The 23,695-nt window shown below is 72.4% G+C and carries 24 protein-coding genes; 10 read left to right on the top strand and 14 right to left on the bottom strand.

What is annotated here, in order from left to right:
- Positions 1 to 99: 99 nt before the first annotated feature.
- Positions 100 to 564: a MarR family winged helix-turn-helix transcriptional regulator gene (locus HCC30_RS18255; RefSeq protein ID WP_169443655.1), complete on the bottom strand. Its 465-nt coding sequence runs from the start codon at positions 562 to 564 to the stop codon at positions 100 to 102.
- A 181-nt stretch (positions 565 to 745) separates the two neighbouring features.
- On the opposite strand from HCC30_RS18255, the gene HCC30_RS18250 reads away from it, so the two are divergent.
- Positions 746 to 1,573 (top strand): NAD(P)-dependent oxidoreductase, encoded by an 828-nt coding sequence (locus tag HCC30_RS18250; RefSeq protein WP_169443654.1) that lies wholly within the window; start codon positions 746 to 748, stop codon positions 1,571 to 1,573.
- Positions 1,574 to 1,676: 103 nt separating this feature from the next.
- Here HCC30_RS18250 and HCC30_RS18245 read toward each other — a convergent pair whose 3' ends face one another.
- Complete coding sequence (locus tag HCC30_RS18245) at positions 1,677 to 3,059, bottom strand: glycine--tRNA ligase (protein WP_169443653.1); 1,383 nt, start codon at positions 3,057 to 3,059, stop codon at positions 1,677 to 1,679.
- 233 nt (positions 3,060 to 3,292) lie between these two features.
- On the opposite strand from HCC30_RS18245, the gene HCC30_RS18240 reads away from it, so the two are divergent.
- The 4 genes from HCC30_RS18240 to HCC30_RS18225 all read left to right on the top strand — a co-directional run bounded on the left by HCC30_RS18240 (position 3,293) and on the right by HCC30_RS18225 (position 6,590).
- Positions 3,293 to 4,294 (top strand): metal ABC transporter substrate-binding protein, encoded by a 1,002-nt coding sequence (locus HCC30_RS18240; protein ID WP_169443652.1) that lies wholly within the window; start codon positions 3,293 to 3,295, stop codon positions 4,292 to 4,294.
- Between the two features lie 64 nt (positions 4,295 to 4,358).
- Complete coding sequence (locus tag HCC30_RS18235) at positions 4,359 to 5,150, top strand: metal ABC transporter ATP-binding protein (RefSeq protein WP_169443651.1); 792 nt, start codon at positions 4,359 to 4,361, stop codon at positions 5,148 to 5,150.
- A gap of 5 nt (positions 5,151 to 5,155) precedes the next feature.
- Positions 5,156 to 6,040 carry a metal ABC transporter permease gene (locus tag HCC30_RS18230; RefSeq protein ID WP_169443767.1) on the top strand — a complete coding sequence of 295 codons (885 nt, stop codon included), beginning with the start codon at positions 5,156 to 5,158 and terminating at the stop codon, positions 6,038 to 6,040.
- 124 nt (positions 6,041 to 6,164) lie between these two features.
- Complete coding sequence (locus HCC30_RS18225; protein WP_169443650.1) at positions 6,165 to 6,590, top strand: transcriptional repressor; 426 nt, start codon at positions 6,165 to 6,167, stop codon at positions 6,588 to 6,590.
- Positions 6,591 to 6,669: 79 nt separating this feature from the next.
- On the opposite strand, the gene HCC30_RS18220 is transcribed toward HCC30_RS18225, so the two are convergent.
- From HCC30_RS18220 to HCC30_RS18185, 8 genes are all read right to left on the bottom strand, one after another.
- Positions 6,670 to 7,518 carry an isoprenyl transferase gene (locus HCC30_RS18220; RefSeq protein WP_169443649.1) on the bottom strand — a complete coding sequence of 283 codons (849 nt, stop codon included), beginning with the start codon at positions 7,516 to 7,518 and terminating at the stop codon, positions 6,670 to 6,672.
- A gap of 95 nt (positions 7,519 to 7,613) precedes the next feature.
- Positions 7,614 to 8,441: a DNA repair protein RecO gene (recO, locus tag HCC30_RS18215; RefSeq protein WP_240979690.1), complete on the bottom strand. Its 828-nt coding sequence runs from the start codon at positions 8,439 to 8,441 to the stop codon at positions 7,614 to 7,616.
- Between the two features lie 12 nt (positions 8,442 to 8,453).
- Positions 8,454 to 8,858 (bottom strand): hypothetical protein, encoded by a 405-nt coding sequence (locus HCC30_RS18210; RefSeq protein WP_169443648.1) that lies wholly within the window; start codon positions 8,856 to 8,858, stop codon positions 8,454 to 8,456.
- The gene (locus HCC30_RS18205) at positions 8,855 to 9,328 is read right to left on the bottom strand and encodes a protease inhibitor I42 family protein (protein ID WP_169443647.1); all 474 of its coding nucleotides are present in this window, start codon (positions 9,326 to 9,328) and stop codon (positions 8,855 to 8,857) included. The genes HCC30_RS18210 and HCC30_RS18205 overlap by 4 nt, the downstream gene beginning before the upstream one ends.
- Positions 9,329 to 9,357: 29 nt before the next feature.
- Positions 9,358 to 10,950 carry a WXG100 family type VII secretion target gene (locus tag HCC30_RS18200; protein WP_169443646.1) on the bottom strand — a complete coding sequence of 531 codons (1,593 nt, stop codon included), beginning with the start codon at positions 10,948 to 10,950 and terminating at the stop codon, positions 9,358 to 9,360.
- A gap of 80 nt (positions 10,951 to 11,030) precedes the next feature.
- Positions 11,031 to 11,507, bottom strand: a complete 477-nt coding sequence (locus HCC30_RS18195) for a type VII secretion target (RefSeq protein ID WP_169443645.1) — start codon at positions 11,505 to 11,507, stop codon at positions 11,031 to 11,033.
- Positions 11,508 to 11,682: 175 nt separating this feature from the next.
- A complete protein-coding gene (locus HCC30_RS18190) occupies positions 11,683 to 12,933 on the bottom strand; it encodes an MFS transporter (RefSeq protein ID WP_169443644.1) in 1,251 nt (416 codons plus the stop codon).
- Entirely contained in the window at positions 12,930 to 14,324 is a 1,395-nt protein-coding gene (locus tag HCC30_RS18185) for a GH1 family beta-glucosidase (protein ID WP_169443643.1), read from the bottom strand. The genes HCC30_RS18190 and HCC30_RS18185 overlap by 4 nt, the downstream gene beginning before the upstream one ends.
- A 186-nt stretch (positions 14,325 to 14,510) precedes the next feature.
- Here HCC30_RS18185 and HCC30_RS18180 point away from each other — a divergent pair, with 186 nt between their 5' ends.
- The 3 genes from HCC30_RS18180 (at position 14,511) to HCC30_RS18170 (ending at position 17,712) form a co-directional block, all read left to right on the top strand.
- The gene (locus tag HCC30_RS18180; RefSeq protein WP_169443642.1) at positions 14,511 to 15,878 is read left to right on the top strand and encodes a hypothetical protein; all 1,368 of its coding nucleotides are present in this window, start codon (positions 14,511 to 14,513) and stop codon (positions 15,876 to 15,878) included.
- Positions 15,879 to 15,900: 22 nt separating this feature from the next.
- Complete coding sequence (locus HCC30_RS18175) at positions 15,901 to 17,205, top strand: hypothetical protein (protein WP_169443641.1); 1,305 nt, start codon at positions 15,901 to 15,903, stop codon at positions 17,203 to 17,205.
- Positions 17,206 to 17,277: 72 nt separating this feature from the next.
- The gene (locus HCC30_RS18170; RefSeq protein ID WP_346776690.1) at positions 17,278 to 17,712 is read left to right on the top strand and encodes a CBS domain-containing protein; all 435 of its coding nucleotides are present in this window, start codon (positions 17,278 to 17,280) and stop codon (positions 17,710 to 17,712) included.
- Positions 17,713 to 17,731: 19 nt separating this feature from the next.
- Here the strand turns inward: HCC30_RS18170 and HCC30_RS18165 are convergent, their stop codons facing one another.
- Both HCC30_RS18165 and leuA read right to left on the bottom strand, forming a co-directional pair.
- On the bottom strand, positions 17,732 to 18,388 hold the full coding sequence (locus HCC30_RS18165; RefSeq protein WP_346776679.1) for a TerB family tellurite resistance protein: 657 nt from the start codon (positions 18,386 to 18,388) through the stop codon (positions 17,732 to 17,734).
- A gap of 302 nt (positions 18,389 to 18,690) precedes the next feature.
- The gene (gene leuA, locus HCC30_RS18160; protein WP_169443638.1) at positions 18,691 to 20,457 is read right to left on the bottom strand and encodes a 2-isopropylmalate synthase; all 1,767 of its coding nucleotides are present in this window, start codon (positions 20,455 to 20,457) and stop codon (positions 18,691 to 18,693) included.
- Between the two features lie 326 nt (positions 20,458 to 20,783).
- Between leuA and HCC30_RS18155 the strand changes: the two genes are divergently transcribed.
- Together HCC30_RS18155 and HCC30_RS18150 are read left to right on the top strand one after the other, a co-directional pair.
- A complete protein-coding gene (locus HCC30_RS18155; RefSeq protein WP_169443637.1) occupies positions 20,784 to 21,881 on the top strand; it encodes a M4 family metallopeptidase in 1,098 nt (365 codons plus the stop codon).
- Between the two features lie 95 nt (positions 21,882 to 21,976).
- Positions 21,977 to 22,246 carry a protealysin inhibitor emfourin gene (locus HCC30_RS18150; protein ID WP_169443636.1) on the top strand — a complete coding sequence of 90 codons (270 nt, stop codon included), beginning with the start codon at positions 21,977 to 21,979 and terminating at the stop codon, positions 22,244 to 22,246.
- Between the two features lie 33 nt (positions 22,247 to 22,279).
- Here HCC30_RS18150 and era read toward each other — a convergent pair whose 3' ends face one another.
- Both era and HCC30_RS18140 read right to left on the bottom strand, forming a co-directional pair.
- Positions 22,280 to 23,248, bottom strand: a complete 969-nt coding sequence (gene era, locus HCC30_RS18145; protein ID WP_206323987.1) for a GTPase Era — start codon at positions 23,246 to 23,248, stop codon at positions 22,280 to 22,282.
- 64 nt (positions 23,249 to 23,312) lie between these two features.
- Positions 23,313 to 23,684 carry a cytidine deaminase gene (locus tag HCC30_RS18140; protein ID WP_169443634.1) on the bottom strand — a complete coding sequence of 124 codons (372 nt, stop codon included), beginning with the start codon at positions 23,682 to 23,684 and terminating at the stop codon, positions 23,313 to 23,315.
- Positions 23,685 to 23,695 lie beyond the last annotated feature (11 nt).

Below are 23,695 nucleotides of genomic sequence, written 5' to 3'. Positions count from 1 at the left end.
CACAAGTCGTACGGGAAGGGGCGACTCCCCATTGTCCCCCATCGCCGCGCGCCCCCGACTCCCCTGTGGACAAGCTCTCACCGTCCGCGAAACCGCAGGTCAGCTGCGGGCGCCGTCGAAGAGGGCGGGGAGCGTGGGCCCGGCGGACAGCTTCGTCAGGAGCCGGTGGAGGGTCTTCCGCTCGGCCGGCGTGAGGTCCGCGAGGGCGCGGCCGTCGAGCTCGTCGAGCGTCCCGTTGACCCTGCTCAGCGCCTCGCGGCCGGCCGCCGTCGCATCGACGACGTAGCGGCGGCGGTCCTGCGGATCGCGCTCCCGGGCCGCGAGGCCCGCGCGCTCCAGGTCGTCCAGGCTGCTGACCATGGTGGCCGGGTCGATGCGGAGGAAGGCGCCGAGCGCGAGCTGCGACATGGCGCCGTTGTCGGCGAGCGCCTGGAGGATGCTGTAGTGCCGTACGCGCAGCCCCTCGTCGACGAGTTCGGCCTCCGACAGCCGGAAGACGACCTGTCCGAGCTTGAGCAGCAGGCAGCTCGCGTGCTCGCCCACCGTCCCCGGGACCAACGGCACATCCGACACTGTTCGCCCTGCCCATCATTAGCGCTGCGTACGGTCGCAGCAGCGTACAGCAGCCGCCGGCGGCGGGGCATTGCGCGATCGCATCCGTACGTGCAGCATATCGTTCGCACCACAAATCATTTGCGGTACTGCGCGTACCTCCGCGCGGGCCGCCCACCTGGGAGGTCGACCGATGGCCGGAGTGCTCGCGAACCGCACGATCGTGATGTCGGGAGGGAGCCGCGGCATCGGACTGGCGATCGCGCTCCGCGCCGCCAGGGACGGAGCGAACGTCGTCCTCCTCGCCAAGACCGGCACCCCGCACCCGAAGCTCGACGGCACCGTCCACACCGCCGCCGAACAGATCGAGGCGGCCGGCGGCAAGGCCCTGCCCGTGGTGGGCGACGTCCGCGAGGAGAAGGACGTACGCTCCGCCGTCGACCAGGCCGTCGAACGCTTCGGCGGCATCGACGTCGTGGTGAACAACGCGAGCGCGATCGACCTCTCCGGCACCGAGCAACTCGACATGAAGCGCTACGACTTGATGCAGGACATCAACACCCGCGGCACCTTCCTGCTCAGCAAGACCGCGCTCCCCCACCTGCGCTCCGGCACCAACCCGCACATCCTCACGCTCTCGCCGCCGCTCAACCTCGCCCCGCACTGGATCGGCAAGCACATCGGCTACACCCTCGCCAAGTACGGCATGAGCCTGTGCACCGTCGGCCTCGCCGAGGAGCTCGCCGGGGACGGCATCGCCGCCAACTCCCTCTGGCCGCGCACCCTCATCGACACCGCCGCCGTACGCAACGTGGTCGGCGGCGCCGACCGCGCCCGCACGCCGGAGATCGTCGCCGACGCCGCCCACGCGATCCTCACCCGCCCCTCCCGCGAGTGCACCGGCAACCACTTCATCGACGACGAGGTCCTCGCCACCGAGGGCGTCACCGACCTCAGCCCGTACCGCCCCACCGGCGCCACCGGGCCCCTGGAACAGGACATCTTCCTCGATCCGGCGTGACCCGGGGCGACCCGCGGAACACGACGAGGCCCCCGGGACGGAGATCCGTCCCGGGGGCCTCGCTTGTGCGAACTCCTCGGCCGCAGGCGTCAGTCGCGCCCGGTCAGCACCCGATCAGGCGCGACGCGAGGTAGCCCTCGATCTGGTCGAGGGAGACGCGCTCCTGCTTCATGGTGTCGCGCTCGCGGACCGTCACGGCGTTGTCGTCGAGGGTGTCGAAGTCGACGGTGACGCAGAACGGGGTGCCGATCTCGTCCTGGCGGCGGTAGCGGCGGCCGATGGCGCCCGCGTCGTCGAAGTCGATGTTCCAGTGCTTGCGCAGCGTCTCCGAGAGGCCGCGGGCCTTCGGGGAGAGGCGCTCGTTGCGCGAGAGCGGGAGGACGGCGACCTTGATCGGCGACAGGCGCGGGTCGAGGCGCATCACCGTGCGCTTCTCCATCTTGCCCTTGGCGTTGGGCGCCTCGTCCTCGACGTACGCGTCGAGCATGAAGGCCAGCATGGCGCGGTTGACACCGGCCGCGGGCTCGATGACGTACGGCACCCAGCGCTCGCCGGCCTCCTGGTCGAAGTAGGAGAGGTCCTGACCGGAGGCCTTGCTGTGCGCGGTGAGGTCGAAGTCGGTGCGGTTGGCCACGCCTTCGAGCTCGGAGAACTCGGTGCCGCCGAAGTTGAAGCGGTACTCGATGTCGGCGGTGCGCTTCGAGTAGTGCGAGAGCTTCTCCGCCGGGTGATCGTACCAGCGGATGTTCTCCTCGCGGATGCCCAGGTCGCGGTACCAGGACCAGCGCTGCTCCATCCAGTACTGGTGCCACTGCTCGTCCTCGCCCGGCTTGACGAAGAACTCCATCTCCATCTGCTCGAACTCACGGGTCCGGAAGATGAAGTTGCCCGGAGTGATCTCGTTCCGGAAGGACTTGCCCATCTGCGCGATGCCGAAGGGAGGCTTCTTCCGCGAAGTCTGCTGCACCTGGGCGAAGTTGGTGAAGATGCCCTGGGCGGTCTCGGGGCGCAGGTACGCGACCGAGCCCGCGTCCTGGGTCGGGCCCAGGTGCGTGGAGAGCAGGCCGGAGAACTGCTTGGGCTCGGTGAAGCCGCCCTTGTTGCCGCAGTGCGGGCAGTTGATGTCGGCCAGGCCGTTGGCGGGCAGCCGGCCGTGCTTCGCCTCGTACGCCTCCTCCAGGTGGTCCGCGCGGAAGCGCTTGTGGCAGGAGGTGCACTCGGTGAGCGGGTCGGTGAACGTGGCGACGTGTCCCGAGGCCTCCCAGACCTGGGGGGCCAGGATCACCGACGAGTCGATCCCGACCACGTCGTCGCGCGAGGTGACCATGGAGCGCCACCACTGACGCTTGATGTTCTCCTTGAGCTCAACGCCGAGCGGCCCGTAGTCCCACGCGGCCCGCTGGCCTCCGTAGATCTCGCTGCACGGGTAAACAAAGCCTCGGCGCTTGCTCAGGCTGACGATGCTGTCGATCTTGTCGGCGGCCACGGTGCTCTCTTCATCAACGACGACGGAATACCTCAGATTACCGGCGACAGAGGGGGCCATATCAAATCGGTTGGCGTGATGGGGCCCGTATGACGAGGAGATGGCCGGGAGACGCGGGGAAGGAGTCGACACCTCCGGACATCCCGGGCGCCGACCCCGTGCTCGTCGGCCACGGACCACCGGTGGACCGCACGCAGGTGACCATTTGACAATCGTTTCCATCTAGTCTGAAAATGACTGTCATGAACGCTCTGCGACGCTCTCCCCTCAGGTCTCGACGACTCATACGCTCGACCGCCGCCCTCGGCGCCCTCGGTCTGGGCGCGGTCGCGCTCACGGCCTGCGGCGGGGACGCGGGCGGCGGGGACGACGGCAAGGTCAAGGTCGTCGCGTCGTTCTACCCGATGGAGTTCCTCGCCGAGGAGATCGGCGGCGAGCACGTCGACGTGCAGGGGCTCACCAAGCCCGGCGTGGAGCCGCACGACCTGGAGCTCTCCCCGCAGCAGACCGGCGAGCTGAGCGAGGCCGACCTCGCCGTCTACCTCAAGGGGCTCCAGCCCGCCGTCGACCAGGCGGTCAAGCAGTCCGAGGTGAAGAACGTCGCCGAGGCCACCTCGTACACCTCGCTGGAGAAGCACGGCACCGACGTGCACGGCGAGGAGGGCCACGAGGGCGAGGAGCACGCGGGGCACGGCCACGAGGGCCACGACCACGCCGGTGAGGACCCGCACCTCTGGCTCGACCCCGTGCGGTACGCGCAGGTCGCCGAGGGCGTCGGCAAGGAGCTGGCGAAGGCCGACCCGAAGCACAAGGCCGACTACGAGAAGAACACCGAGAAGCTCGTCGAGCGCCTGGAGGGCCTGGACAAGAAGTTCGAGGACGGGCTGGCGAAGAAGAAGACCGACACCTTCATCACCACGCACGCCGCCTTCGGCTACCTCGCCGAGCGCTACGGCCTGCACGAGGAGGCCATCTCCGGCCTCGACCCCGAGGCCGAGCCGAGCCCGGCCCGGATGAAGGCGCTGCACAAGGTCGCGAAGTCCGACCAGGTCGACACGGTCTTCTTCGAGGACAATGCGAGTGACAAGACGGCGTCGACCCTCGCGAAGGACCTGCGGCTCAAGACCGGCGTCCTCAGCCCGCTGGAGAGCGTCAAGGACCCGGCGAAGCAGGACTACTTCTCCGAGATGGAGAAGAACCTCCAGGCCCTGCAGGACGCGCTCGGCGCCCGCTGACGCCGCGTCCCCCGCTCTCCCGCGCCCGTCCCCCTCTTCTCTCCCCACGAGGAAGGCCCGTCCCATGCCCTCACCGGAGACCGCCACAGCCGAGAAGGCCGCCGCGGCACCCGCGATATCGCTCCGCGGCGCCACCGCGACGCTGGGCGCGCGCCCCGTGCTGCGCGGAATCGACCTGACCGTCGGCCGCGGCGAGGTCGTCGCGCTGCTCGGGGCCAACGGCTCGGGCAAGTCGACGACCATCCGCAGCGTCATCGGGCAGGTGCCGCTGACGGGCGGCGAGCTGGAGATCTTCGGCACCCCGCTGGCGCGCTTCCGGGACTGGAAGCGCGTCGGCTACGTGCCGCAGCGCTCCACCGCGGCCGGCGGCGTCCCGGCGACGGTCCGCGAGATCGTCTCCTCCGGGCGGCTGGCCCGTACGCGGCTGCGTCCGCTCGGCCGGGAGGACAAGGCGGCGGTGAGCCGGGCCCTGGAGGTGGTCGGCCTGGCCGACCGCGCGAAGGACTCCGTCAACGCGCTCTCCGGCGGCCAGCACCAGCGGGTGCTGATCGCCCGCGCCCTCGCCGGTGAGCCCGACCTGCTGATCCTCGACGAGCCGCTCGCCGGGGTCGACCTCGCCAGCCAGGACGTCCTCGCCGAGGCGCTGCGGGAGCAGGTCGCGCGCGGCAGCTCCGTGCTGCTCGTGCTGCACGAACTGGGGCCGCTGGCCCCGCTGATCGACCGCGCCGTCGTGCTCCACGACGGCCTCGTCGAACGCGTCGACCACCCCGAGCGGCTGCACGACCTGGCCTGCCACCCGCACGACACCCCCGAGGCGGAGCCCGCCTCGAAGATCGAGACCGGACTGCTGTCATGACCGACATCCTCGACATGCTCGACTACGCGTTCATGCAGCGCGCCCTGCTGGCCGCGCTGCTGGTGGGCATCGCCGCTCCGGCCGTCGGCATCTACCTCGTCCAGCGCCGCCAGGCGATCATGGGCGACGGCATCGGGCACGTGGCGCTGACCGGCGTCGCGCTCGGCTTCCTGCTGAACGCCAACCCGGTGTGGACGGCGGTGCTGGTCTCGGCCGCGGGCGCCGTCGCGATGGAGCTCATCCGCTGGTACGGCAAGGCACGCGGCGACCTCGCGCTGGCGATGCTGTTCTACGGCGGCATGGCGGGCGGCGTGATGCTGATCAACCTGTCGCCGAACGGCTCCAGCGCGAACCTCACCACGTACCTCTTCGGCTCGATCACCACCGTCTCCGACTCCGACGTGATCGCCATCGTCTGCCTGTCCGCGTTCGTGCTCGCGGTCTCGCTGGGCCTGCGGCGGCAGCTGTTCGCCGTCTGCCAGGACGAGGCCTTCGCGCGGGTGACGGGCCTGCCCGTGCGGCTGCTGAACCTGCTGCTGGCCGTCACCGCCGCGGTGACCGTGACGGTGGCCATGCGCGTGGTCGGCCTGCTGCTGGTCAGCGCGCTGATGGTGATCCCGGTGGCCGCCGCGCAGCAGGTCACCCGCGGGTTCGCGACGACGCTGGGGCTGGCCGTCGGCTTCGGCGTGCTCGTCACCCTCTCCGGCACCACCACCTCGTTCTACGCGGACGTGCCGCCCGGCGCGAGCATCGTCGTGCTGGCCATCGGGCTGTTCGTCCTCGTGACCGCGCTGGCGGCCCCGCTGGCACGGCGCCGGGCCAGGGCTGTCGCTCAGGACGGCGCAGGGGGCACCCTGGAGGCGGGAGAACGCGAAGGCGCCCGGGTGTAATAACCGCTCCCGGCGTGCGCCTGGCACAATGTCCGGGCAGGTCCCGGCGAGCGAGCGGCAGGAGCACGGTTCCATGTCGTCCAGCGAGCAGCGCCGAGGGAGTACGACGAGCGAAGGAGACGGTGTGACGACCGCAGGCCCCCCTGTCCGCGGCCGGTCGACCCGACAGCGCGCCGCCGTATCGGCGGCGCTGGCCGAGGTCGAGGAGTTCCGGAGCGCGCAAGAGCTGCACGACATGCTCAAGCACCGCGGGGACTCGGTGGGTCTGACCACCGTCTACCGCACCCTGCAGTCCCTCGCCGACGCGGGCGAGGTCGACGTGCTGCGCACCGACGAGGGCGAGGCCGTCTACCGCCGCTGCCACAGCGACGACCATCACCACCACCTGGTGTGCCGTCACTGCGGCAAGGCCGTGGAGGTCGAGGGCCCGGCGGTGGAGAAGTGGGCGGAGTCGATCGCGGCGGAGCACGGCTTCGTCGACGTCGGCCACACCATCGAGATCTTCGGCACGTGCGGGGAGTGCGCGCAGGCGCGCGAGAAGAAGTCCTGAACCGCACCGCGGCAGCGCGGAGTCGAGGCCGGGTCCCGTCCACACGGACGGGGCCCGGCCTCGTTTCGTACGGGGTGTGTCAGCCCTGCGGGGGAACGTCCTCGGCCGCCGGGGCCTGCTGGACCGCCGGGGTGTCCTGGGCGCCGCCGAAGCGGCGGTCGCGCTGGGCGTACTCCAGGCACGCCTCCCACAGGTTGCGCCGGTCGAAGTCCGGCCACAGCACGTCCTGGTACACCATCTCCGCGTAAGCGCTCTGCCACACCAGGTAGTTGGAGGTGCGCTGCTCGCCGGAGGGGCGCAGGAACAGGTCGACGTCCGGCATGTCCGGGTAGTACAGGTACTTGGCGAAGGTCTTCTCGCTGACCTTCGACGGGTCCAGCCGGCCGGCCTTCACGTCCTCCGCGACGGCCTGCGCGGCGTCCGCGATCTCGGCCCTGCCGCCGTAGTTGACGCAGAAGTACAGCGTCATCGCGTCGTTGTCCTTCGTCTGCTCCTGGGCGACCTGGAGCTCCTGGACGACGGACTTCCACAGCTTCGGCATCCGCCCGACCCAGCGGATGCGGATGCCCAGTTCGTCCATCTCGTCGCGGCGGCGGCGGATGACGTCCCGGTTGAAGTTCATCAGGAAGCGGACCTCCTCGGGGGAGCGCTTCCAGTTCTCGGTGGAGAAGGCGTACAGCGAGAGGTTCTTGACGCCCATCTCCAGGCAGCCCTTGAGAACGTCCATGACGACGCCCTCGCCGACCTTGTGCCCCTCCGTACGGGCCAGGCCGCGCTCCTTCGCCCAGCGGCCGTTGCCGTCCATGACGACCGCCACATGGCCCGGGATCAGCTCACCCGGGATCTTCGGCGGGCGGGCACCGGAGGGGTGCGGTTCGGGCGTGACGTACTCGCGACGCTGCCGGGACAGCATTCCGCGACGTGCCATGGGTTCAGCTCCATCAGGGACGGGGGCGGGGTCGGTACGGCGAGCGTAGCGGACGCGCACGGGGGCGCTTTCCCGAGGAATCCCCCGAGGGGCGACTACCGGCCGCCCGGCGCCGCGGCGCCGCCGCCGGCCGCCTCCCGCCGCGCCTCCGCCTCGCGGGCGCGGGCGTCCCGTTCGGCCTGCTCGACGTAGCGGAGCGAGCGCAGGCCGCGCTCCAAGTGCCAGTGCAGATAGGCCGAGACGAGCCCGGTGCCCTCGCGCGCGTGCCGGTCCTCCGCCGCGTCGGCCGTCGCCCAGTCGCCGGTGAGCAGGGCGCCCAGCAGCCGCAGCGCCTCCGGTGACGGAACGACGCTGCCCGGTACCCGGCAGTCACCGCAGACGACGCCGCCCGAGCCGACGGAGAAGAACCGGTTGGGGCCCGGCAGCCCGCACTTGGCGCAGTCCGAGAAGCTGGGCGCGTACCCGCCGATGGCGAGGGAGCGCAGCAGGAAGGCGTCGAGCACCAGGCCGGGCGCGTGCTCGCCCGAGGCGAGGGTGCGCAGCCCGCCGACGAGCAGCAGGTACTGCTGGACGTTCGGCTCGCCCTCGTGGTCGGTGAACCGCTCGGCGGTCTCCAGCATCGCCGTACCGGCCGTGTACCGGCTGTAGTCGGTGATGATGCGGCGGCCGTACGGGGCGATGGTCTCCGTCTGGGTGCACAGCGGCAGCCCGCGGCCGACGAGTTCGCTGCCGCGCGCGAAGAACTGCACGTCGACATGGCTGAACGGTTCCAGCCGGGCGCCGAACTTGGACTTGGTGCGCCGCACCCCCCGCGCGACGGCCCGCACCCGGCCGTGCCCGCGGGTGAGGACGGTGATGATCCGGTCGGCCTCCCCCAGCTTCTGGGTGCGCAGCACGATGCCGTCGTCGCGATAGAGGGCCATGGGCCCAGTATCTCAGCCGCGCTCCCGGTGGCTGTGGCGGAGGCCGAGGATCTCCGCGACGGCCTCCAGCCAGCGGGCCACCGTCTCGTCGCCCTCGATGCCGCGGCCGAGCGGGGCCGCGGCCTCCAGCCAGGAACGCACCCGCTCCGCCGCCGCCTCGCCCGGCACCGGCTCGGCCAGCCCGGCGGCGTACCGGACGCCGCCGCGGCGGACCACCTGCGCGAGGAAGGCGACGGCGCGCGGCCGGACGCCCTCGCGGTCGAGGAGCACGGAGGCGCCGACGGCGCCGTCCCCGAAGAGCGCGGTGCGGTGCGGCCCGGCGAAGGAGAGGCCGTAGCGCAGCATGGCCGGGATGTCGGAGCCGGCGAGCTCGTCGTCGGTGCGGGTGGGCCGCCGCGGGTGCGGTGCGGTGCTCATGGCTGCCTCACGGTCACGGTGTAGGTGTGGACGGTGGCGCGCTCGTCCGCCGGTGGCGAGGGACTGCCGCTGGGGACGGGCGAGGCGGTGACGGGCCCGCCCGCGGTACCGCCGCCGGCGCAGGCCCGGTGGGGGCACTGGATGAGGCGGATCTTCGTGGTGCCGGTGCCGACGGCCTTGAAGGTGAAGCGGTGGGTGCCCTTGCCGGCGCCGTCCGCCTCCCCGCTGTCCTCGGCGTCCTCCTCGTCGCCGGTGCCGCGGACGACGGAGGCGTCCGGCTCCGGCGAGGTCGTGGACCAGTGCTCCCCCATCGCGATGTCGACGGGGACGGACAGCGTGAACTCCTCGCCCTCGTCCACCGTCACGGCCTTCTCGCCGAGTGCGTACTCCTCGGGGCCCGAGAGCCCGCAGCCGCTGAGCGCGGCCGCCAGCACGGCGGGGAGGACGAGCCGGGCGGGGACTTGGCGCATGCTGCTGCTCACTTCTCGGTCGGGGGCGGTCAGTCGGCGGGTACGTGGACGGCGTAGGCGTCGGAGAGGCTGCCGCGGGACGCCTTGCCCATCTCGCCGTTGACGAAGTCGTCCTCGCTGACCCAGGTCGTGGTGCCCCAGGGGTTGAAGATCTGGAGCTTGTCGCCCTCCTGGCCGACCACCATCATGGAGTGCCCCACGCGGTCCCCCTCCTCCTGGCCCTCCACGCCGATCGGCACCGGCTTGCCCTCGGCGACGGACCTCTCGATCTCCGGCAGGACGTCCCGGCGGGCGTCCGGGGTGCCGGTCTCCTGGAAGTCGTACTTGCTGCCGGTGTGCGGGCTGACCTCGTCGTTGGCGATCGTGGTCTTGCCGTCGTTGTCCATGCCGTCGGGGGTGTCGGACCACGGTGACGTGTAGTCGCCGTCGCCCGCCTCGTGCATCCGCATCTGCTCGTCGGTGAGGCGCTCGCGGAAGGCGTCGGGGTCGTTCTCCTGGCCGGAGGGCCCGCCCGTCAGCTCCAGCGCGTACACCGGGTCGACGTGCGCGCGGGCGGCCACCACGGTGGACGGCACGCAGGTGTCGCCGTCCTGCGACCACGCCTTGTCGCCGAACTCCTGGTCGTCGGTGTTGACGTTGGAGCCGTCGTCGTTGAGCCCCTCGTTGTTCTTGCTGTCCCCGGCGGTCACGATCGGGGTGAGGTGCTGCTGGAGCCACTCCGGGTCCTTGCCGTGGATCTTCTGACGGAACTCGGCGACCTCGTTCACGTCGTGCCCGGCGGCCAGCGCCTTCACCAGATAGGCCCGTTCCTGCGGTGACTCGGCGTCGGCGAGCATCCGCTCGTAGCGGGCCTGGTCGCGTTCGTTCATCCGCTCCAGGTAACGCCCCGAGCGCTCCAGGTCGTTGGCGCTGAGCAGCTCGTTCTGTTCCCTGGGGCCGCCGTGCACCCCGACGTCGGCGAGGACGAGCCGGTCGGCGGCGGAGATCTCGTCCGTCTTCATCTGCCCGGCGCGCGCCTCGGACGCGTACTTGTTCAGCTCGCGGGCCGCCGCCCGCGCGGCCTCGTCGGCCGTCGAGGCCGCGCTGTAGAGGTAGTTGGCGCCGGTGCCCGCGGTCTCCTGAGCGCGTTTGCGCTCGGCCTCCTCGGCGTCCTTCTCGACCATGTCGTCGAAGAAGCCGTCGTCGCCGCCGAGCATGCTGAGAGCCTTGCGCAGCTGCGTCCGGCCCTCGCTGTCCCGCGACTTGGCCTCGGTCAGCGCGTCGGACAGGTCGTACAGCGCGCCGGACGCCTTGCGGAACGCCTCCTCCATCTGCTCGGCCGCGCGCTTGGCCGCGTTCACCACCTCGGCCGCCTTCGCGCCGGTGCTGCCCACCCAGACGCTCGGCAGCCCCTTCGTGGCGACGTTCCCGACGCGGGTGTGCACGTCCCCTGCCTCGTCCGCCTGTTCCTTGTAACGCTTGGCGATGCCGTCCAGGACGTCGGGCGAGCCCTCGGGCGGCGCGACGCCGAGGAGATTGTTGATCGCCTCGATCACGTCGTTCTTGTTGTCGGCGACGGCGAGGGATTCGGTGTGCCGGTCGATCTGCTGCCTGCGGTCGGTCGTGGATTCCCCTGCGGCCATGAGTGGACCCCCGTCGGTGATCAGTGGTGAAGGCGAACACGCGGGCTCCGCCGCCGAGTCGGGGGCGGCGGGCGGACGCGTCAGTCGAAGTCGGCGAGGCCGGGCGGCGGCGTGCCCGGGGTCGGCCGGGTGCCGACCGGCGGGGTGTCGCCGAGGGCGGCGGGACGCTCGCCCGGGGCGGGCCCCGTGGTGATCCCGGAGCCGGGGCCCGGGCCCGGCGCGGGCATGGTGGTCAGACCGTCACCGGAGGCGGCGCGCAGGCCCGCGCGCGCGTCGTCGTCGGCACCCGCGTAGTTGCGGCTGGAGACGCGGACCTTGTCGGCGAGTTCGTGCAGCGCCGCCTCCAGGGTCCTGGCCTCGGCCTGCCAGGCCGCCGAGAAGCGTTCGTACGCGGGGCCCGAGTCCGGGCCGCCGAGCGTCTCCGGCGTGTAGCACGCCTCGTCCTCCACGGCCTTCCGGATGCGGCCGACGTCGTCGCCTGCCCGGTCGAGGCGGCCCGCCTCCTCGGCCATGCCGCCCTTCTGCACCTCGTACCCGCCCGCTCCAGCACTGGACACGGTCGCTCCTCCCCCGTGAGCCGACAACCGTCGCGCCATGTCTCCCGGCACGCTCCGCTCTCGCACCATACCGTCGAACTGGCATGCACATGAAGCCAGTTGGGCCGCACACAGCACGCTCGCCCACCCGTCTCTCCGATACTGCCCGCGCCCGCGGGGAGACCCACCTCCGACCTCAGTCCACTCCCCTGATCCGCTGCACCAGCAGGGAGCCGAGGAGGACGATCGCGGCGGCGGTGAGATAGAGCGCCGGGTAGCCGCCGACGTGGGTGACGAGGGGGGCCGCGAGGGCCGGGGCGGCCACCTGGGGCAGGGAGTTGGCGATGTTGACCAGGCCGAGATCCTTCCCCCGGTCGGCGGCCGCGGGCAGGACGTCGGCCATCAGCGCGAAGTCGACGGAGGTGAAGACGCCGAAGCCGACGCCCAGCAGCGCCGCCGCGACCACGGCACCGGGCCAGGTCTGCCAGACGGCCAGCAGCGCCGTCGCCGCCGCCATCAGCACACCGGCCCACCGCACGAACGGTTTCCGCGCCCCCGTCCGGTCCGAGAGCACGCCCCCGGCCACCACCGTCGCCAGCAGCAGCGCGCCGTTGACCGCGGTGAGGACGAGCACGCCCCGCTCGGGGTCGGCGGCGCCGAGCGCGTCCCGGAGATAGAACAACAGGTAGAGCAGGGCGAGGGAGTTGCCGAGGTTGACCAGGAACCGCGTGAGCCAGGCCCAGCCGAAGTCCGGGTGGCGGCGCGGGTCGAGCCGGAAGCCCCGGACGAAGGCGCGCACGCCGCCCGCCGGCCGCTGCCGCAGCGGGGCGTCCCGCGCGCACAGGGCGTACGGGAGGACGGCGGTCACGGTGAAGACCGCGCACGCCAGATAGCCGCCCGTGACGCCGCCGGCGAGCGTGGCGAGGCCGGTGCCCAGCAGCACGCCGAGGGTCTGCGCGACGCCGAGCCAGCCGCCGACCGCGGCGCGCTGCCGCACCGGCACCCGGTCGGGTACGGCGGCGACGACGGCGGCGAACGTCGCGTTCAGCGCGAGCTGCACCAGGCACCAGCCCGCCGTCATGGTGGCGAGATCGTCCGCCCCCGAGAGCACCACCAGACCGGCCGCGCCACCCACCGCACCGGCCAGCGCCCACGGCCGGCGGCGGCCGAAGCGGGAGACGGTGCGGTCGGAGAGCGCGCCGCACAGCGGGTTGGCGACGAGAGAGACAGCGGCGCCCGCGCCCGTCACCCACGCGAGGACGGACTCCTTCGCCATTCCGGCGGGCGCCAGTTGGGCCGCCTGGAGGGCGAGCAGCACCTGGAGCGGCCCGTACCAGCCGACCCACACGGCCGACGCGGCCAGCGAGAGCGACGCCGTCCAGTGGCCCGGTACGCGGGCCTCCGGTTCGGCGAGCGCGTCCGCGTGCGGTCCGCCCGGCGAGGTCACCCGCGGGGCCGGCCGGACGGGCGGGCGGCGGCCTGCGCCCGCAGCACCTCGCGCAGCCAGTGGTACGAGGCCTTGGGGGTGCGGCGCTGGGTCTCCCAGTCGACGTGGACGAGGCCGAAGCGCTGGGTGCGGCCCTCCGCCCACTCGAAGTTGTCCAGCAGTGACCAGACGAAGTAGCCGCGCACGTCCGCGCCGTCCCGGGTGACCGCCCCGTGCAGCGCGCGCAGATGGCTCTCCAGGTACGCGATGCGCCGGTGGTCCTCGTGCTCCTCCGGGTAGGCGCAGCCGTTCTCCGTGACGAGCAGCGGCGGCAGCGCCTCGCCGTACCGCTCCCCGAGCACGCGCAGGGTCTCGGGCAGCCCCTCGGGGACGACGGGCCAGCCGAAGCCGGTGCGGGGGACGCCGGGCATCTCGTGGACGGAGAAGGGGAGTTCGGCGGGGAGGGTGACGCCGCCGGTCGTCGTCTCCTCGGCACGGGGCGCGCCGACCAGGGTGGGCTGGTAGTAGTTCACCCCGTACCGGTCCAGTGGCTGAGCCACTTGCGCCAGATCCTCGTGCACCGGGCCCGGCATCAGCTCACCGAAACCGTCCGGGTAGCGGCCGAGGAGCACGGGGTCGGCGAACAGCCGGTTGGTGAGCGTGTCGTACAGTCCGGCCGCCGCCACGTCCTCCTCCCGCTCCGACAACGGGTGCACCGGACCGTGCGAGTTGGCCGTCCCCACCGACCGCGCGCCCCTGGCCCGCAGCACGCCGACGGCGAGCCCGTGGGCGAGCAGCTGGTGGTGCGCGGCGGGCAGTGCGTCGAACAACAGCCGTCTGCCCGGGGCGTGCTGGCCCAGCCCGTACCCGAGGAGGGTCACCTCGGCGGGCTCGTTGAGCGGTATCCAGTGGGCCACCCGGTCGGCCAGCCGCGCGGCCACGGCGTCCGCGTACTCGGCGAACCGCAGCGCCGTCTCCCGCACCAGCCAGCCGCCGCGCTCCTCCAGCGGCAGCGGGGTGTCCCAGTGGTAGAGCGTGACGACGGGGTCGATCCCGGCCGCCACCAGCCGGTCCACGAGCCGGTCGTAGAAGTCCAGGCCCGCCGGGTTGACCCGCCCCTCCCCCTCGGGCACCACGCGCGGCCACGCGACGGAGAACCGGTAGGCGCCGACGCCCAGTTCCCGCATCAGCCCGACGTCCTCCCCCACCCGCCGGTAGTGCCCGCCCGACCCCGCCCCCGTACTCCCGTCCCGCACCCGCCCCGGCTCCCCCGCGAACACGTCCCACCCCGCCGGCCCCCGCCCGTCCACCTCCGCCGCCCCCTCCACCTGGTAGGCGGAGGTGGCCACACCCCAGCTGAACTCATGGGGGAACAGGGGGAGTTGGGGACTCACCGGAATGGAGGGCGTCATGCGCCGGAGCCCAGCAACCCCCTCCACAACTGTCAAGAGAAACCCACCCCCGACCCCGACAGAAACCGACAACCCCACCCCTCCCTCCACCCCGGCCGTCAAGGATTCGTAAAATCTTCGGAGCATCTTGCCCATCAGCACCCAGGGGGGACCGGCCGTGGCCGAGTCGTACACGGACGCGCAGGCGTGATCAAACCGGACCGCACCCGTACCCCCCTCTGGCTGGTGGCCTGGGTGGCGTTGCTGTTGCTGGCGTGTGTGGGGGTCCTCCGGAGTGTCGGGGCCTATCCGCGCTGGGACTTTCTGGGGCTTCTCGCGCTGGCGGGGGCCGGTGCGGTGGCCTGGTGGGTGCGGGTGCGCGGGGGCGGCGTGGGCGCGGGGCGTCCTCGGCGGGGCTGGTGGCCTGCGCGGCGGCAGGCCGTGGCCTACCTCGGGCCAGGGCTGGCCGGTACGGCCGCGCTCGTGCTCACCCTGTCGGTGACCAGCGCCTCGGAGCAGCAACAGGCCATCCTCTCCGAGGGGTTCGAGACGTCACGGGTGCAGATCCTGAGCGTCGAGGACGTCGAGCGGGTCGACTCGAAGCAGCTCACGCGGTATTACTCCAAAGCCACCGTGGCGCTGCCCGAAGGTGAGCAACCTGCCTCGGCAACCGGCGACCTGGTCACGGCCCGGCCTCCCGCCCCCGGCGACACCACCTGGGCCCTGCACGCCCCGGACGACCCGTCCCTGGGCGTCATTCTGGGCAGCCGGTCCGAGGTCGACGCGTTGACGGGCGGTCCGCTCCCGCTGAACGTCCTCTGGACGGTGCTGTTCCCGCTCCTGCTGTTCGCCGGGCTCGGGGTGCACGAGTTCCGGCAGCCCTCCCCGCGCAAGCGCCTCACCGGCTGGTGCGCCTCCGGCGGGTGCGCGTCGGTGCCGCTGCGGGTCGGCTCGGTGAGCGCGGGGCGCTACTGGATCCGGGCGCCCAAGACCCGCTCGGGCTACCGGAGATCGGACGTCCGGCCCGCGCTGGTACTGACCAGCCAGGGCGGCAACCGGGTCTCCTTCTTCGTCGAACGCTGCCTGCCGCCCGACGCCCTCGCCTCCGACCTCGGCGCGGCACCGGGACGGCTGTACTGGCCGACCGGCGAGGCGGACGGCCCGTCCGAACTCGGGGTCCCGGCCGTCCTGCTGCTCGACGACGGGCGCTACCTCTACGGCACGGTCCCGGCCTCCGGGCTCGGCGGCGACCGGGAAGGAGTGGTCCGGCACGAGCACGTGCCGGAGGACATCGACCGCTTCCGGGCCGTCGGCCCGTACACCGTCCACCGGCCCGGGCTGCACAGGCCGGGCGTGGCGGGCGCCGTGCTGGGCTTCGGCTGCGCGGTGCTCCTCGCCACCGGCCTGGGGTCCGGCGGCGCCGACTGGCTGCTGACTCCCCTGCTGGTGCTGCTTTTCGCCGCCCCGGCCACCGGCCAGTGGCTCACGGCGCGCAACCGCACCCGTGCCCTGCACGCGCTGCGGGAGGAGACGGACGGTTTCGATCCGGCCGACCCGGAACGCGTCGCGCGCTGAAAGACACTGGAGGGCAACGGAGTTGAGACACCGGGACGCGGGCTTCGTCGGTGCCGCCGTCGTCGGCTGGGCGGCCGTGTGCTGGCTGACGGTACGGCTGGTGGCCCGGCCGCTGGCCCCGTACCCCCGCTGGGACCTGCTCGTTCCACTCGGACTGGCGGCCGTGGCCGCGGGCGTCTGGGTGTGGCGGGCCGCGGCGGGGCGCCGTCGGCACGTCGTCCCGCCGGCCGACGCGGGCCGGACGCGGGGATGGTGGCCGGCCCGGTCGACCGCGTGGGCCTGCGGCGCCATGGCGGTGCCGCTGGTGCCGCTGTGGCTGCTGATGCAGGCGGCGTGGAACAGCAGCCCCTGGATGGAGTCGGTGCAGGAGGGCGACCCGACGGTGGCGCGGGCCACCGTCCGTCAGGTCCACGGCGTCGAGGAGAAGCACGGCTCCAAGGGCAGCACGTACCACCTCTCCGAGATCACCGCCGCACTGCCGGACGACGGGACGCGCGCGACGTACCGGGTCACGGTCCGGGCGAACGACCCGCTGCGGAAGGGCGGCACGGTCTGGGCCCTGTACGACGGGCAAGCGCCCGACGGCGGGGCCAGGTTCGGCACTGGCGAAGGCGAACTCCGGTCGTTCGTGGGCGAGTCGGCGGCGCCGGGCCAGCTGGCCCTGGTGGTCACGGCCGCGGTGGTCTCCGTCGTCACCGTCACCGGCGCCATCGCGCTGACGGGGCCGACCGGTATCAGCGAGAGCCTCAGGACGGCGCCGCGCGGCGTGCTGCGCAGGCGCGTACGCGTTCTCGGGGCTCCCGGGGAGAACGCAACTCCGGGAACGCTCCGGCTCATCGCGCCGGAGGGCGGCCTCGTCGAACTGACCATGGACCGGGGCCTCGACGCGCACGCCCTGTCCGTGACGCTCGACGGACGGACCGGCCACCTGTACTGGCCGCGCCAGGCGGACGACGAGGCCCCGGACCGCGACGTCACGGCCTTCCTCCTGCTCGACGGCAAGCGCTACCTGCGGGGCACGGCCCCGGCCTCCGCGCTGACGGACGGCGAGGAGGCGTCCGACCCCTTCGCCTCGCCGCACGGCCTGCGCGCGGTGGGACCGTACGTGTCCTGGCGCTGGACGGACCACCGCCCCGCACTGCTCGGCTTCGCGACAGCCGGGGTGTGCGCGCTGCTCCTGGCAACCGGCGCGGGCTCCCCGGCCGGCTACGCCGAGGGAACCGCAGGCTGGCTGGCCGCGGCAGGCGCCTTCGCCGCCCCTGCCGGCGTCATGACAACCCACGTCCGACTGGGCCGCCGCCGCACAGCGGGCCGGAGCACCACGTAGACCTGCGTCCGGCCCCCTCCCCACCTGCGAGCCCCCCACCCCCGTGGTGTGCTCGAAGGGGACGTCGCGAGGATCGGAGGAGCCATGCGAGCCAGGGACATCATGTCTGCTCAGGCGCGGTGTGTCGGGGCGCATTCTTCGTTGCGGGAGGCGGCGAGGTTGATGCGGGATCTGGGGGTGGGGGCGCTTCCGGTGTGCGGGGACAACAACCGTCTGGTGGGGATGGTGACCGACCGCGACATCGTGGTGCTGTGCTGTGCGGAGGGGATCGATCCGGCGAGCGTGCAGGCGGGGACGCTGGAGCGGAAGGTGTACTGGGTGGACGCCGAGGCGGACGCCGGTGAGGTGCTGCGGACCATGGAGGAGCACCGGATCAAGCGGCTCCCGGTGATCGACACCAGGGGCGGGCACCGGCTGATCGGGATGATCACGGAGGCCGATCTGGCCAGGAACCTCGGTGACGCGCAGATCGCCGAGTTCGCCTCCCGGGTCTACGCGGGGGCCTGAGACCCGTACTCGGGCCCGTTCAGGACGGGGTGCGGGCCGCCTCGGTGAGGAGGCGGCCGACGTCGGCGGCGGGGAGGTTCAGGGCGACGCCCGCCGCGCCCAGGACGTCCCGTTCGGCCTCCTGGTAGGGCCCGTCGGCCAGGGCGATCCGGGCACCGGCGAGGAGCAGGCCCTCGCGGCCCTGGCGGGCGAGGTGCGGGGCGAGCGGGGCCAGCGCCTCGTGCAGCTCGATGCCGACCGCGGCGGCCGGCTCGCCGCCGCCCGCGCCGTCGAACCCGTCGCAGCCGCCGAACGCGGCCAGCAGGGCGAGGAGTTGCTCCTCGGAGCAGCCGGGGAAGCCCGCGCCGCGCACGGCGTCCACGGCGGCCTGGCGGGTGGCGGCGGAGGCGGCGCCGTCGATGGCGAGGACGGCGAGGGCGACGGCGTGCACCCCGTCGCGGAGCATGGCCGACAGGCGCCTGCTGGTGGGGTGGTGCTGCGCGTCCGTCGCGAAGTGGCCGCGGCAGGCGGCGCATTCGAGGACCGGGCCGGTGCGGCCGCGGGACATCAGGGGCAGCCCGAGCAGCACGTACCGGCGCTGTCCTTCGCGGCGGCGGTAGTTGCGGTCACCGCCGCAGGCCGGGCAGAAGAACTCGCCGTCCCCCGTGGTGCGCCAACTGGTGCGCGTGCCTGCCACGCGCGCATCGGGGCTCTGACCTCGCCGGTCTCCCCGCCGGGAGCCGTGGGAACGCCTCACGCCGCACCTCCGTCACGATCCGGCAACGCTGCCGGGTGAACGTGATGTTAACCACAGCCGTGACGCCACGTCAGCACCTCTGCCGGGATTCGGCCGGTTCCGCACCGCACCGGCCCGCCACATCGCCCCACCGTTCCGTCCACATGCGGCCGGCCCCCGCCCGCGCGCCCGAAGGCACGGCGGACGGGGGCCGGTTGGGCCTCTCGGACGCGGTCACCCGCGCCGGCGGCCGGGCGCGCGGCTCAGCGCCGGGCGCGGTTCACCGCGGAGATGACGGCCTTGATCGAGGCGCGGACGATGTTCGCGTCGATGCCGACGCCCCACAGCACCTTGCCGTCGATGGCGCACTCGATGTACGCGGCGGCCTGCGATCCGGCGCCCTCGCTCATCGTGTGCTCGACGTAGTCCAGCAGCCGTACGTCCACGTCGACGGCGTGCAGCGCGTCGAAGAAGGCGGCCAGCGGGCCGTTGCCGACGCCCTGGAGCACGGCGTCCTGCCCGTCGACGACGGCCTCGACGGTCAGGGCGTCCTGGCCCGCGCTGGTGGTGGAGGTCTGGGCCGTGCGCAGCGCGATGCGGCCCCAGCTCTTCTCCGGCGTGGGCAGGTACTCGTCCTGGAAGACCTCCCAGATGTCGGCGGGGGTGACCTCGCCGCCCTGGCTGTCCGAGCGCTCCTGGATGATCCTGGAGAACTCGACCTGCATCCGGCGCGGCAGGTCCAGGCTGTGCTCGCCCTTGAGGACGTAGGCGATCCCGCCCTTGCCCGACTGCGAGTTGACGCGGATGACGGCCTCGTAGGAGCGGCCGACGTCCTTGGGGTCGATGGGCAGGTACGGGACGGCCCACTCCAGCTCGTCGACGCTCCGGCCCTGCTCCTCGGCGCGGACCTCCATCGCCTCGAAGCCCTTCTTGATGGCGTCCTGGTGGGAGCCGGAGAAGGCGGTGTAGACCAGGTCGCCCGCGTACGGGTGGCGCGGGTGGACCTCCATCTGGTTGCAGTACTCGTAGGTGCGGCGCACCTCGTCGATCTGCGAGAAGTCGATCATCGGGTCGACGCCCTGGGAGAAGAGGTTCATGCCCAGCGTCACCAGGTCGACGTTGCCGGTGCGCTCGCCCTGGCCGAACAGGCAGCCCTCGACGCGGTCCGCGCCCGCCATGACGGCCAGTTCGGCGGCGGCGACGGCCGTGCCACGGTCATTGTGCGGGTGAACGGACAGGCAGACGTGCTCGCGGCGGGACAGCCTGCGGTGCATCCACTCGAAGCGGTCCGCGTGCGTGGACGGCGTCGAACGCTCCACGGTGGCGGGCAGGTTGAGGATGATCTCGCGCCCGGCCTCCGGCTGCCAGACGTCCATGACGGCCTCGCAGACCTCCAGCGCGAAGTCCAGCTCGGTGTCGGTGAAGATCTCGGGGCTGTACTGGTACCCGAACGCCGTGCGCTCGTCGAGCAGCTTCTCCGCGTACTCCATCACCAGGCGGGTGCCGTCGACGGCGATCTGCTTGACCTGCTCGCGGCTGCCGCGGAAGACGACCTCGCGGAAGACGGGGGCGGTGGCGTTGTAGAGGTGGACGGTGGCGCGGCGGGCGCCCTTCAGCGACTCGACGGTGCGCTCGATCAGTTCCTCGCGGCCCTGCGTCAGCACCGAGATGGTGACGTCCTCGGGGATCGCGTCCTCTTCGATGATGGAACGCACGAAGTCGAAGTCCGTCTGCCCCGAGGAGGGGAAGCCGACCTCGATCTCCTTGTAGCCCATCTTCACCAGCAGATCGAACATCTCCCGCTTGCGCGCGGGCGACATCGGGTCGATCAGGGCCTGGTTGCCGTCCCGCAGGTCCGTGGACAGCCAGCGGGGCGCCTTGGTGATGCGCTGCTCGGGCCAGGTGCGGTCGGGGATGTCCACGGCCTCGTACCGGCCGTACTTGTGGACCGGCATCCCCGAGGGCTGCTGCCGGACGGTGTCGGCGGTGACGGGGGTGGGGCGTCCGATCATGGAGTCGGAGGAAGTCATGATGCGTGGGCTCCTGTGTGCGGAGGGGCTCCGCTGGTGGGCTTCGAGGGCCGACGGTGGCAACACCGGACTCCGCGGGGAGGGGGTCGGCCGAACGACTACAGACCCTCGCCGCGGCAGCTAAGAAGAAGCAGCCCGAAACGCATGATGCCTACACCTTAACCGAGCACCCCCGACTGCCAAGTCCCGTATCACTATGCGGGATCACGGAGGATCCGGCACGCCCGCGAGACTGTGAGATCAACCGTTCCTGCCCCCGCCCCCTTCGAGCCAAATTCCCACAGCGGGGAGTGACAAGGTGCCTACCCAGTGCCACATTGCGGGACATGGACTCACACCGCGCTCACCACCCGGTCTTCTGCACCATCGTTCCGCCCCACATCCTCGACCGGATCGCCCGGTCCGAGGACCCGCTGCTGTACGAGCCCGCCCGCCGCACCCTCGAACGCGACGCCCGCGAGCGCACCCGCCGCCGGATCACCACCGTCCGCATGCCGCTCGGCCCGGCACGCGCCGCGGCCGGCGACGCGGCGGACAAGAAGCCGCAACGCGCCATCCACGACGCGGAGAACACCGAGACGCTGCCCGGCACGAAGGTCCGCGAGGAGGGCGAGGAGCCCGTCGACGACGGCAGCGTCAACCGCGCCTACGCCGGCCTCGGCGCCACCTTCAAGCTGTACCTCGACGTCTACTCGCGCTGGTCCATCGACAACGCGGGCATGCCGCTCGTCGCGACGGTGCACTACGGCGAGAAGTACGGCAACGCCTTCTGGGACGGCGACCAGATGGTCTTCGGCGACGGGGACGGCGAGATCTTCCGCGACTTCACGCTCCCCGTGGACGTCATCGGCCACGAACTGACCCACGGCGTCACCCAGCACACCGCCAACCTCGACTACTTCGGCCAGCCCGGCGCGCTCAACGAGTCCGTCTCCGACGTCTTCGGCTCGCTCATCAAGCAGTACGGGCTCGGCCAGACCGCCGACCAGGCCGACTGGCTGATCGGTGACAGCCTGCTCACCGACCGCGTCCAGGGCGAGGCCCTGCGCTCGATGAAGGCCCCCGGCACCGCCTACGACGACGACCAGCTCGGCAAGGACCCGCAGCCCGCCACCATGGAGGACTACGTCGAGACCGGCTCCGACAACGGCGGCGTGCACATCAACTCGGGCATCCCCAACCACGCCTTCTACCGCCTGGCCACCGCCCTCGGCGGCCACGCCTGGGAGCGCGCCGGACAGATCTGGTACGACGCGCTGACCTCCGAAGCACTCACCAAGGACGCCGACTTCGCGGCCTTCGCCGGCGTCACCCTCGCCCGCGCCGCCGACCGCTACGGGGCGGACAGCGACGAGCACGAGGCCGTCACCAAGTGCTGGTCCCAGGTGGGGGTCACGCCAGCGGAGGCGGCGCACGGGCGGTGACCCGACACTGGTGAGGAGCCCGGTGCCCCGCGTGGGTGACGAGCCGGGGCGCCGGGCCCTTCACTCCGCACCCGCCGCACCTTCAGGATGAGCCCATGCGTATCACCGTGACCCGCACCGGCGGCTTCGGCGGCCTCACCCGCCGCGCCGTCCTCGACACCTCCGGCCGGCCCGACGCCGACGAACTCACCACGCTGGTACGGGACGCGCTCGCGCAGTCCCACGAGGAACGCCCCGTGGGCGTGCCCGACGGCTTCTCCTACGAGATCGAGGCCGACGGCGCCCCCGGCTACTGCGCCGACCCCCGGCTCACCGAGGCCCAGTCCACGCTGATCAGCCGCGTGCTCAAGGAGGGCTCGGCGTAGGCCCGTTCACCCGGCGGAGCCGCGGCGTGACGCTCAGAAACCGAGGCGGCGCAGCTGCTTCGGGTCGCGCTGCCAGTCCTTGGCGACCTTGACGTGCAGGTCCAGGTAGACCGGGGTGCCCAGCAGCGCCTCGATGTGCTTGCGCGAGGTCGAGCCGACCTCCTTCAGGCGCTTGCCCTTCGGGCCGATCACGATGCCCTTCTGGCTGGGGCGCTCCAGGAAGATGTTGGCGTGGATGTCCAGCAGCGGCTTGTCCACCGGCCTGCCCTCGCGCGGCAGCATCTCCTCCACCACCACCGCGATGGAGTGCGGCAGTTCGTCCCGGACGCCCTCCAGCGCGGCCTCCCGGATCAGCTCGCCGACCATGACCTGCTCCGGCTCATCCGTGAGGTCGCCGTCCGGGTACAGCTGCGGGCCCTCGGGGAGCAGCGGGACGAGCAGGTCGGCCAGCAGCCCCACCTGGTCACCGTGGGTCGCGGAGACGGGGATGATCTCGGCCCACTCGATGCCGAGTTCCCTGCCGAGCTGGTCGATCGCCAGCAGCTGCGCCGCCAGCGCCTGCGAGTCGACGAGGTCGGACTTGGTGACGACGGCGACCTTCGGCGTCCGCTTCTTCAGCTGCGCCAGCTCACCCGCGATGAACCGGTCACCGGGGCCGATCTTCTGGTCGGCCGGGAGGCAGAAGCCCACCACGTCGACCTCGGCCCACGTCGTGCGGACCACGTCGTTCAGCCGCTCGCCGAGCAGCGTGCGCGGCTTGTGCAGGCCCGGGGTGTCGACGAGGACGAGCTGCGCCTCCTCGCGGTGCACGATGCCGCGCACCGTGTGCCGGGTGGTCTGCGGGCGGTTGGACGTGATCGCGACCTTCGTGCCCACGAGCGCGTTGGTCAGGGTCGACTTGCCCGCGTTCGGGCGGCCGACGAAGCAGGCGAAACCGGAGCGGTGCGGCCTCTCGTCGGCAGCGGCTTCGGGGGCGGGTGAAGGTGCGTTCATGGCCACCATTGTCCCTGATCCGCGCGGGGCCCCGGACCAGCGTCCCGGGGCCCCGCGCGGGCGGGTACGCGGGTCAGCCCGCGTCGAGCGTGCTGCGGAGGGTGCCGTCGGGGCCCGCGAGCAGTACGGGGGTGCCCGCGCCGCCCAGGTCGCGCACGGCCGCCAGGTCACCGGCGGGCAGTTCCGCGGCCTCGCTGACGACGGCGGCGGCCTCCAGCGACTCGGCTCCGGAGGCGACGGCCATGGCGACGGCGGTCTGGAGCGCGCTCAGCCGGAGCGACTCCAGCGCGACGGTGCCCGCGACGTAGGTGCGCCCCGTCTCGTCCCGCACGGCCGCGCCCTCCGGCACGGAGTTGCGGGCGCGGGCGCTGCGGGCCAGCGTCAGGATCTTGCGGTCTTCGGGGTCAACGGACTCCGGGGCCTGGTCAGTCATGCCAGCGAGCATATGCGGTGCGT

Origin of the sequence: Streptomyces sp. HNM0574 (genome assembly GCF_012726235.1) — a bacterium.
In the GTDB taxonomy this organism is placed as follows: domain Bacteria; phylum Actinomycetota; class Actinomycetes; order Streptomycetales; family Streptomycetaceae; genus Streptomyces.
This window is presented reverse-complemented; position numbering and strand designations above follow the sequence as displayed.

Coding starts and splice junctions, on each gene's coding strand:
- HCC30_RS18250 (WP_169443654.1), top strand. CDS start 746: ATGGCCGGAGTGCTCGCGAACCGCACGATCGTGATGTCGGGAGGGAGC.
- HCC30_RS18240 (WP_169443652.1), top strand. CDS start 3,293: ATGACTGTCATGAACGCTCTGCGACGCTCTCCCCTCAGGTCTCGACGA.
- HCC30_RS18235 (WP_169443651.1), top strand. CDS start 4,359: ATGCCCTCACCGGAGACCGCCACAGCCGAGAAGGCCGCCGCGGCACCC.
- HCC30_RS18220 (WP_169443649.1), bottom strand. CDS start 7,518: ATGGCACGTCGCGGAATGCTGTCCCGGCAGCGTCGCGAGTACGTCACG.
- recO (WP_240979690.1), bottom strand. CDS start 8,441: ATGGCCCTCTATCGCGACGACGGCATCGTGCTGCGCACCCAGAAGCTG.
- HCC30_RS18210 (WP_169443648.1), bottom strand. CDS start 8,858: ATGAGCACCGCACCGCACCCGCGGCGGCCCACCCGCACCGACGACGAG.
- HCC30_RS18205 (WP_169443647.1), bottom strand. CDS start 9,328: ATGCGCCAAGTCCCCGCCCGGCTCGTCCTCCCCGCCGTGCTGGCGGCC.
- HCC30_RS18200 (WP_169443646.1), bottom strand. CDS start 10,950: ATGGCCGCAGGGGAATCCACGACCGACCGCAGGCAGCAGATCGACCGG.
- HCC30_RS18185 (WP_169443643.1), bottom strand. CDS start 14,324: ATGACGCCCTCCATTCCGGTGAGTCCCCAACTCCCCCTGTTCCCCCAT.
- leuA (WP_169443638.1), bottom strand. CDS start 20,457: ATGACTTCCTCCGACTCCATGATCGGACGCCCCACCCCCGTCACCGCC.
- HCC30_RS18155 (WP_169443637.1), top strand. CDS start 20,784: ATGGACTCACACCGCGCTCACCACCCGGTCTTCTGCACCATCGTTCCG.
- HCC30_RS18150 (WP_169443636.1), top strand. CDS start 21,977: ATGCGTATCACCGTGACCCGCACCGGCGGCTTCGGCGGCCTCACCCGC.
- era (WP_206323987.1), bottom strand. CDS start 23,248: ATGGTGGCCATGAACGCACCTTCACCCGCCCCCGAAGCCGCTGCCGAC.
- HCC30_RS18140 (WP_169443634.1), bottom strand. CDS start 23,684: ATGCTCGCTGGCATGACTGACCAGGCCCCGGAGTCCGTTGACCCCGAA.